This is a genomic window from Edaphovirga cremea (assembly GCF_003332275.1).
Taxonomy (GTDB): domain Bacteria; phylum Pseudomonadota; class Gammaproteobacteria; order Enterobacterales; family Enterobacteriaceae; genus Edaphovirga; species Edaphovirga cremea.
The window spans coordinates 327669-335426 of sequence record NZ_QOVA01000005.1 but is presented as its reverse complement, the minus strand read 5'-3'; the positions used below and the strand labels follow the sequence as shown (position 1 = coordinate 335426).

The window sequence follows — 7758 nt, the reverse complement described above, 5'->3', positions numbered from 1 at the left end:
CCGGGTAGCCCGTTTACGGGCCGTAAGTAATCCATAGATGCAAATGTCAGATCGCGATGCGCCTGTTAGGGCGCGGCTGGCAAGAGAGCCTTATAGGCGCATATGAAAAACCTCCGGCTATGCCGGAGGATATTTATTTATTCAGCATCTGTACGTTTTCCTGATTCATACCTATCTAAAATGTTCCCTCCTCACATTCCGCTGTTCGTTGTCTGTTACTATGCATGAATGATTGCGGCGCGTGCCGACATCAACCAATTTTCTGTCAGCGCTCTCTTTTCTCCCGGCAGATAGTCAGCTAGCATCGGGAAAAGGACTGGTAATGAGATGATTTCATTGAAAAGATGGCGTTTGTTTCCCCGCTCACTGCGACAACTGGTGCTGATGGCTTTCCTATTGGTGCTGCTTCCGCTGCTGGTGCTGGCCTATCAGGCGTATCAGAGCCTGGATCATCTGAGCGCTCAGGCTGCCGATATTAACCGTACTACGTTGACGGATGCGCGGCGCAGTGAAGCGATGACCAGCGTGGCGCTGGAAATGGAGCGAAGTTATCGGCAGTACTGTGTCCTGGATGATGAAACGCTGGCGCAACTTTACCAGAGCCAACGCAAACAGTACTCCCAGATGCTGGATGCGCATGCCGCCATCCTGCCTGATGTGCGTTACTACCAGACTTTGCGGCAGTTGCTTACCCAACTCACCCAGGTGCGATGCCACAAGAGCGGGCCTGACGAGCAGAGTTCTGCGCTACTGGAACAGTTCTCCCATTCCAATGCCGAAATGGTACAAGCCACGCGGGACGTTATCTTTTCGCGAGGACAACAGTTACAACATGCGATTGCAGAACGCGGCCAATTTTTCGGCTGGCAATCCCTGCTGCTTTTTCTGGTCAGTGTGCTTTTAGTCGTACTCTTTACCCGCATGATTATCGGACCAGTCAAAGGGGTTGAGAGGATGATAAACCGCTTAGGGGAGGGGCGATCCTTGGGGAATACGGTCTCTTTCAAAGGACCGCGTGAAATACGATCGCTGGCACAACGCATTATCTGGCTGAGTGAGCGTCTGGCATGGCTGGAGTCCCAGCGCCATGAGTTTTTACGACACATATCACATGAACTGAAAACACCGTTAGCCAGTATGCGCGAAGGAACAGAGTTGCTGGCTGATGAAGTCGCCGGGCCGCTCACCCCGGATCAAAAGGAGGTCGTGGCTATTTTGGATAACAGCAGTCGTCATCTACAAAATCTGATTGAACAACTGCTGGATTATAATCGTAAGTTAGCCGATGGACCGATGGAAAAAGAGCGGGTAGAGCTGGACGATTTGGTTGATATGGTCGTTTCTGCGCACAGCCTGCCTGCCCGGGCCAAACTTATCCGTACCGAAGTGGATCTACAGGCGGATACCTGTTGGGCAGAACCCACCTTATTAATGCGGGTTCTGGATAATCTCTATTCCAATGCGGTGCACTACGGGGCTGAATCCGGTAACATCTGGATCCGCAGTCGCCAGGTAGATAAACGTGTACAGATCGAAGTGGCAAACACCGGAACGCCGATTCCTGAGTCTGAGAAAATAATGATTTTTGAGCCTTTTTTCCAGGGCAGTCATCAACGCAAGGGCGCAGTAAAAGGAAGCGGACTTGGATTGAGCATTGCCCAAGACTGTATCCGCCGTATGCAAGGTGATTTGCAACTGATCACTGTGGACTATGCAGATGTATGTTTCAGAATTGAATTGCCCTTAACCGCCGAGAATGAATAACCAATGTACAAATGGTCTCCCAGAATGCATTTAAAACGGGGCTTACACTTTTTCCAGGTGGCGAAAGCTGCGACGTCGGGCAAACGCTATTTATCTCTTATTGGCGCGATGGTTCTTTTGCCTATGCTGCTCACGGGGTGCGTCGACCACGCCGTCAGCAATAATCAGACTCTTTCATCCGATGTAGTGATCCCCGACACGACAGTGGTGGATTTCAACATCGCATCCTGCGACACACTATGGAGCGTTGACAGTAAAGAAGACCTTGAGAACTCGTTGTATTGGTTGAGAGCGATGGATTGTGCCGATCGCCTCAGTACCGGTCAAGCCAGACAGTTGGCCAATGAGATATCGGTAGAATCGTGGGACAGCGCGTTCAAGCAAAGCATTCTGTTAGCCAGTGCTGAACCAACTGCTCCTGAACGACGTCGATTGCTTGATAAAGTGAACAGCTACCGTGCTCAGATGCCAGGTTCACTGCGTCCTCTGGTGCAACTGTGGCGCGAACGGCAGAATTTGCACATTACGCTGATCAATGAGCGGGAAAAGTCGCAACACATGCAGGACACGAGTGAAAGCCAGCTTTCAGCTATGCGTGAAGAGCAGTTACGTTTGCAGGAGAAGTTGGATGATACCCAGCGCAAGTTGGAGAACCTGACAGACATTGAACGTCAACTCTCCTCACGCAAGCAAATGCAGGGTGATATGTCGGAAAGCAGCAGTGAGCTGCGTTCGCGCGCTGAGAGTTCAGCCACAGATGCAGGGAAATCAACGACCAAATCGAAGAGTCGCAATGCAAATAGCGTTGAACCGGACGATACCTATGTGCCACCGGCCAGCGAATTGAAGGATACCTCAGCATCTAAACAGGAGTCTTCATCCCGATGAGTCAACGTAAACCCGCCAACCTTTTATTGGTCGATGATGATCCCAGCCTGTTGAAACTGCTTGGTATGCGCCTTACCAGTGAAGGGTTCCGCGTCACGACGGCAGAGAGCGGGGCTGACGCGCTGCGTTTGCTGGCGCGTGAACAAATCGATTTGGTTATCAGCGATTTACGCATGGACGAAATGGATGGGATGGCGTTGTTTGCAGAGATACAAAAGTATCAGCCTGGAATGCCGGTGATTATTCTGACAGCGCACGGTTCCATTCCAGACGCCGTGGCTGCGACGCAGCAAGGGGTGTTCAGTTTCCTGACCAAACCCGTCGATCGCGACGCATTATATAAAGCGATTGATGAGGCGTTGGAGTTATCAATGCCTGCCGGTGATGACAGCTGGCGTGAGGAAATTGTTACCCGCAGCCCATTGATGTTGCGTCTGTTGGAGCAAGCCAAGATGGTGGCACAGTCTGACGTCAGCGTTCTGATTAATGGTCAGAGCGGAACCGGTAAAGAGGTACTGGCTCAGGCCATTCACGCCGCCAGCCCGCGGGCTAAAAAGAATTTTATCGCAATTAACTGCGGTGCGTTGCCTGAGCAGTTGCTGGAGTCCGAACTTTTTGGTCATGCAAAAGGGGCATTTACCGGTGCAGTCAGTAGTCGTGAGGGCTTATTTCAGGCTGCCGAAGGTGGAACGTTATTTCTTGATGAAATCGGCGATATGCCTTTGTCTTTACAGGTGAAGTTATTGCGGGTTTTACAGGAGCGCAAGGTTCGTCCAGTGGGCAGTAACCGGGATTTGGACGTAGATGTCCGTATTATTTCCGCCACTCACCGTGACTTGCCGAAAGCCATGGAAAAAGGCGAATTTCGCGAAGATCTGTTTTACCGTCTGAACGTAGTCAGTTTAAAGCTTCCGGCGCTGAACGAGCGGGCGGAGGATATTCCACTGCTGGCGAATCATTTGTTGCGTATTGCAGCGCTGCGGCATAAACCCTTCGTGCGGAGTTTCTCAACGGACGCGATGCGACGATTGATGGGCGCAAGCTGGCCGGGTAACGTCCGGCAATTGGTGAATGTAATTGAGCAGTGCGTAGCGCTGACAACGGCACCGGTAATCAGTGAAGCGCTGGTGGATCAGGCGTTGGAAGGTGAGAATACGGCGTTACCGACATTTGTTGAGGCGAGAAATAAATTTGAACTGCACTATTTGCGTAAATTATTGCAGATAACCAAGGGAAACGTGACCCAGGCAGCACGGATCGCTGGGCGTAACCGCACTGAGTTTTACAAACTATTGTCGCGGCATGAGCTCGAGGCGAACGACTTTAAGGAATAGCGCCAGCATGCGACTGGCTTCTAAACAAACTGGGCAGAATGTTTTACACTCTTTTGATCACTTCCGGCTTTTTGCCGCGAAAATTGGGAAATGAAAAGGTCTACCATGAAAAAAATTGACGCGATTATTAAGCCGTTCAAATTGGATGACGTCCGTGAGGCATTGGCGGAAGTAGGCATTACAGGCATGACGGTTACAGAAGTAAAAGGTTTTGGCCGTCAGAAAGGACATACAGAACTGTATCGTGGCGCAGAATACATGGTGGATTTTTTACCTAAGGTAAAAATTGAAATTGTCGTTGCCGATGACATAGTTGATACCTGTGTTGAGACGATCATGACGACCGCCCAGACCGGCAAGATCGGCGACGGTAAAATCTTCGTCTTTGACGTGGCGAGAGTGGTGCGTATTCGTACCGGCGAAGAGGATGAGGAGGCGATTTAATTAGGTGTTGGGGGGCGGGAGTGTGCCCCAGGCACTTGGTATAGTACGCTTTGCAAGCGGTGCTTTTGAGTGTTTCAAGGTGGGCTCGGAGCCGGTTTCGGCTGATATAAATGGGTTTTTCTACTTGAGCCTTGCATCTCAATGTATGTGAACGTCAAAAGATAGCTTTGTTGGTTGAACGCTTTGGCTATGTTATTGTTCTTTAAATATTAAGTTTGGCGTTCAAGATACCGTCTTGCCAACTAAGGTGACAAGACGGTATCTTAGATGCCGATCTTCACACTAACAGAACAAAATCATAGGTTAAGCATCTAACCAACAAAACTATCTTTGGACATTGACTCTACTCACCAAGATAAATACCAATTTAAACTCAACCAAAACCTGCTCCGAGCCTCAACCCACTCCACATGAAATGTGAAAAATTTATCTCACAAAACCTTATGTGGCCCAAAACACTCATAATGCATATATTCCGGCGCTACGCCGAGATCCAGCAACTGGCGTGCGACAAACTGCATAAAACCTACCGGCCCACAGAAATAATAGTGCATCCCTGGAATGTTCAGCATCTCCCTCAATGGCGTCAGATCCATCAAACCCCGGCTCTCAAAGTGAATACCAATCTCATCTTCTGCACCTGGTTCGCGGTACCAAATGTGACGGGTCAGTGCGGGCATCTGGGAGGCGATAGACGCGACTTCATCGGCAAAGGCATGAACGCTGCCATTATCAGCGGCGTGTAACCAGAAAACTGGCGCCTCATGCTGCTGACGGAACAAAGTATTCAACATCCCCAGCATTGGTGTTTGACCAACGCCTGCTGAAATCAGCACTACTGGCGTGGTGGCAGGTATCTCGAGGAAAAAATCACCGTGAGGGGCAGCAAGCTGCACGACATCGCCTTCTTTGGCAACATCATGCAGGTAATTTGACACTTTTCCACCCTGTTCGCGCTTAACTGCAATGCGATAGTGTCGGCCATTGGGTGCCTGCGTTAGGGAATATTGCCGGATCTGCTGAAACTCCAGACTTTCATCATTGAGGTAAACCGAAAGATATTGTCCTGGCTGGAAATCAATCACCGACTGACCATCAACAGGCTCCAACTCGAAGCTGCAAATGACGGCACTTTGCGGTTGTTTCCGGCTGATGCGAAAGGCGCGCAAGCCTTCCCATCCACCTGGCTGAAGAGCCGTTTCCTGATAAATCTGCTGTTCGCGTTCAATAAACACATTGGCCAAAACTCCATAAGCTTTGCCCCAGGCATCCAAAACCTCTTGCCCCGGGTGCAATAATTCGTCAATCGAAGCCAGCAGGTTTTCACCCACTATTGCGTATTGATCGGGACGAATATTCAGGCTGGTGTGTTTCTGTGCAATTTTTTCAACGGCAGGAAGAATCGCGGCAAGGTTCTCAATATTTGCAGCATAAGCGCAAATGGCATTGAACAGTGCCTCACGCTGATCGCCATTGGTTTGATGACTCATATTGAAAACGTTTTTCAATTCTGGATGACGGTTGAGCATTCGATCATAGAAATGAGCCGTCAATTTTGGCCCGGTTTGCACAAGCGCCGGGATAGTGGCTTTGATAGTGGCGATGGTTGCTGAATCCAGCATGGAGAACTCCTTTTTATTCTATTCGACAGGTGTTTTTTAATAGATGCATTTTAAATGCATCTTATAGAATCAAATAAAGGAAGTAAATGACCTTGTGGATGTTAAGGAGTTGTAGATCGTGCGTGCTGCCTCGCAAACGTGAAATATTTGCATCTGTTGATGAGTAAATATCCATTGTCACTTTCGACTTTTTAAGAGATCAAAGCCTTGCCACATCTGGAGCCAATCGTTTGCGTAAAAACCTCTGTCAAGACCTATCGGAACTGGGTGAAAACAGTTTACACTGTGTGCCATAACCCGATGGGCATGGTGAAAACCATGGCTTTTGGTTCTTTATTGAGTGTATTGAGTCAGGAGAAGCGGATGTTAAAGCGTGAAATGAACATTGCCGATTATGATGCCGAGCTTTGGCAAGCAATGGAGCAGGAAGTCGTGCGTCAGGAAGAGCATATCGAGCTGATTGCGTCGGAGAACTATACCAGCCCGCGCGTTATGCAGGCTCAGGGATCTCAACTGACCAACAAGTATGCCGAAGGATATCCAGGCAAACGCTACTACGGCGGCTGTGAGTACGTTGATATTGTTGAACAATTGGCGATTGATCGTGCTAAAGAGCTGTTTGGTGCTGATTATGCCAACGTGCAACCGCACTCTGGTTCCCAGGCCAACTTCGCAGTTTATACGGCACTGTTGCAACCGGGGGATACCATTCTTGGTATGAATCTGGCGCACGGTGGTCACCTGACTCATGGTTCACCGGTTAACCTGTCCGGTAAACTCTATAAGGTTGTACCTTACGGTATCGACGAAAGCGGTCAGATTGATTATGAAGATCTGGCGCGTCAGGCTGAAACCCATAAACCAAAAATGATCATCGGTGGTTTCTCTGCGTTCTCCGGGATTGTTGATTGGGCAAAAATGCGTGAAATCGCCGACAGCATCGATGCATGGCTGTTCGTGGATATGGCTCACGTTGCGGGTCTGATCGCAGCTGGCGTCTATCCTAACCCGGTTCCTCATGCGCATGTCGTGACGACGACGACTCACAAAACGCTGGCTGGTCCACGTGGTGGTCTGATTCTGGCGAAGGGTGGCGATGAAGATCTGTACAAGAAACTGAACTCGGCGGTATTCCCTGGTGGACAGGGCGGCCCGCTGATGCATGTTATCGCGGGTAAAGCTGTCGCACTGAAAGAAGCGATGGAGCCGGAGTTCAAGATCTATCAACAGCAAGTGGCTATAAACGCCAAAGCGATGGTAGAAGTGTTCCTGTCCCGTGGCTACAAAGTCGTTTCTGGCGGCACTCACAACCATCTGTTCCTGCTGGATTTGGTTGATAAAAACCTGACCGGTAAAGATGCTGATGCTGCGCTTGGCCGAGCCAATATCACCGTGAATAAAAACAGCGTACCAAACGATCCGAAGAGTCCGTTTGTAACCTCTGGTGTGCGTGTGGGCACGCCTGCGGTAACGCGTCGCGGTTTCAAAGAAGCTGAAGTGCGTGAGCTGGCTGGCTGGATGTGCGATGTGTTGGACAACCTCAATGATGAAGCGAACATTGAGCGCGTGAAGCAAAAAGTACTGGCTATCTGCGCCCGTTTCCCTGTTTATGCCTAACCTCTTGGTATTTGACGTTGCACAGGCGTTAGCTTGCTGACTGGCTGCAATTGCAAATACTTTGGTTATAAACAGTACCTTGGCTAAAA

The 7758-nt window shown here is 49.7% G+C and carries 6 protein-coding genes; 5 read left to right on the top strand and 1 reads right to left on the bottom strand.

Features of this window, described 5'->3' with window-relative positions:
* Positions 1–327 precede the first annotated feature (327 nt).
* The 4 genes from DRI82_RS10225 (at position 328) to glnB (ending at position 4430) form a co-directional block, all read left to right on the top strand.
* On the top strand, positions 328–1764 hold the full coding sequence (locus tag DRI82_RS10225) for a sensor histidine kinase (RefSeq protein ID WP_114193384.1): 1437 nt from the start codon (positions 328–330) through the stop codon (positions 1762–1764).
* Between the two features lie 24 nt (positions 1765–1788).
* On the top strand, positions 1789–2652 hold the full coding sequence (gene qseG, locus DRI82_RS10220; RefSeq protein WP_245956810.1) for a two-component system QseEF-associated lipoprotein QseG: 864 nt from the start codon (positions 1789–1791) through the stop codon (positions 2650–2652).
* Entirely contained in the window at positions 2649–3986 is a 1338-nt protein-coding gene (glrR, locus tag DRI82_RS10215; protein WP_114193382.1) for a two-component system response regulator GlrR, read from the top strand. Before qseG ends, glrR begins: the two co-directional genes overlap by 4 nt.
* A gap of 105 nt (positions 3987–4091) precedes the next feature.
* Positions 4092–4430 (top strand): nitrogen regulatory protein P-II, encoded by a 339-nt coding sequence (glnB, locus tag DRI82_RS10210; RefSeq protein ID WP_009638933.1) that lies wholly within the window; start codon positions 4092–4094, stop codon positions 4428–4430.
* A gap of 431 nt (positions 4431–4861) precedes the next feature.
* On the opposite strand, the gene hmpA is transcribed toward glnB, so the two are convergent.
* A complete protein-coding gene (gene hmpA, locus DRI82_RS10205; protein WP_114193381.1) occupies positions 4862–6052 on the bottom strand; it encodes an NO-inducible flavohemoprotein in 1191 nt (396 codons plus the stop codon).
* 363 nt (positions 6053–6415) lie between these two features.
* Here hmpA and glyA point away from each other — a divergent pair, with 363 nt between their 5' ends.
* Positions 6416–7669, top strand: a complete 1254-nt coding sequence (gene glyA / locus DRI82_RS10200; protein WP_114193380.1) for a serine hydroxymethyltransferase — start codon at positions 6416–6418, stop codon at positions 7667–7669.
* The last annotated feature ends 89 nt before the right edge of the window (positions 7670–7758 follow it).

Coding starts and splice junctions, on each gene's coding strand:
- qseG (WP_245956810.1), top strand. CDS start 1,789: ATGCATTTAAAACGGGGCTTACACTTTTTCCAGGTGGCGAAAGCTGCG.
- DRI82_RS10225 (WP_114193384.1), top strand. CDS start 328: ATGATTTCATTGAAAAGATGGCGTTTGTTTCCCCGCTCACTGCGACAA.
- glrR (WP_114193382.1), top strand. CDS start 2,649: ATGAGTCAACGTAAACCCGCCAACCTTTTATTGGTCGATGATGATCCC.
- glnB (WP_009638933.1), top strand. CDS start 4,092: ATGAAAAAAATTGACGCGATTATTAAGCCGTTCAAATTGGATGACGTC.
- hmpA (WP_114193381.1), bottom strand. CDS start 6,052: ATGCTGGATTCAGCAACCATCGCCACTATCAAAGCCACTATCCCGGCG.
- glyA (WP_114193380.1), top strand. CDS start 6,416: ATGTTAAAGCGTGAAATGAACATTGCCGATTATGATGCCGAGCTTTGG.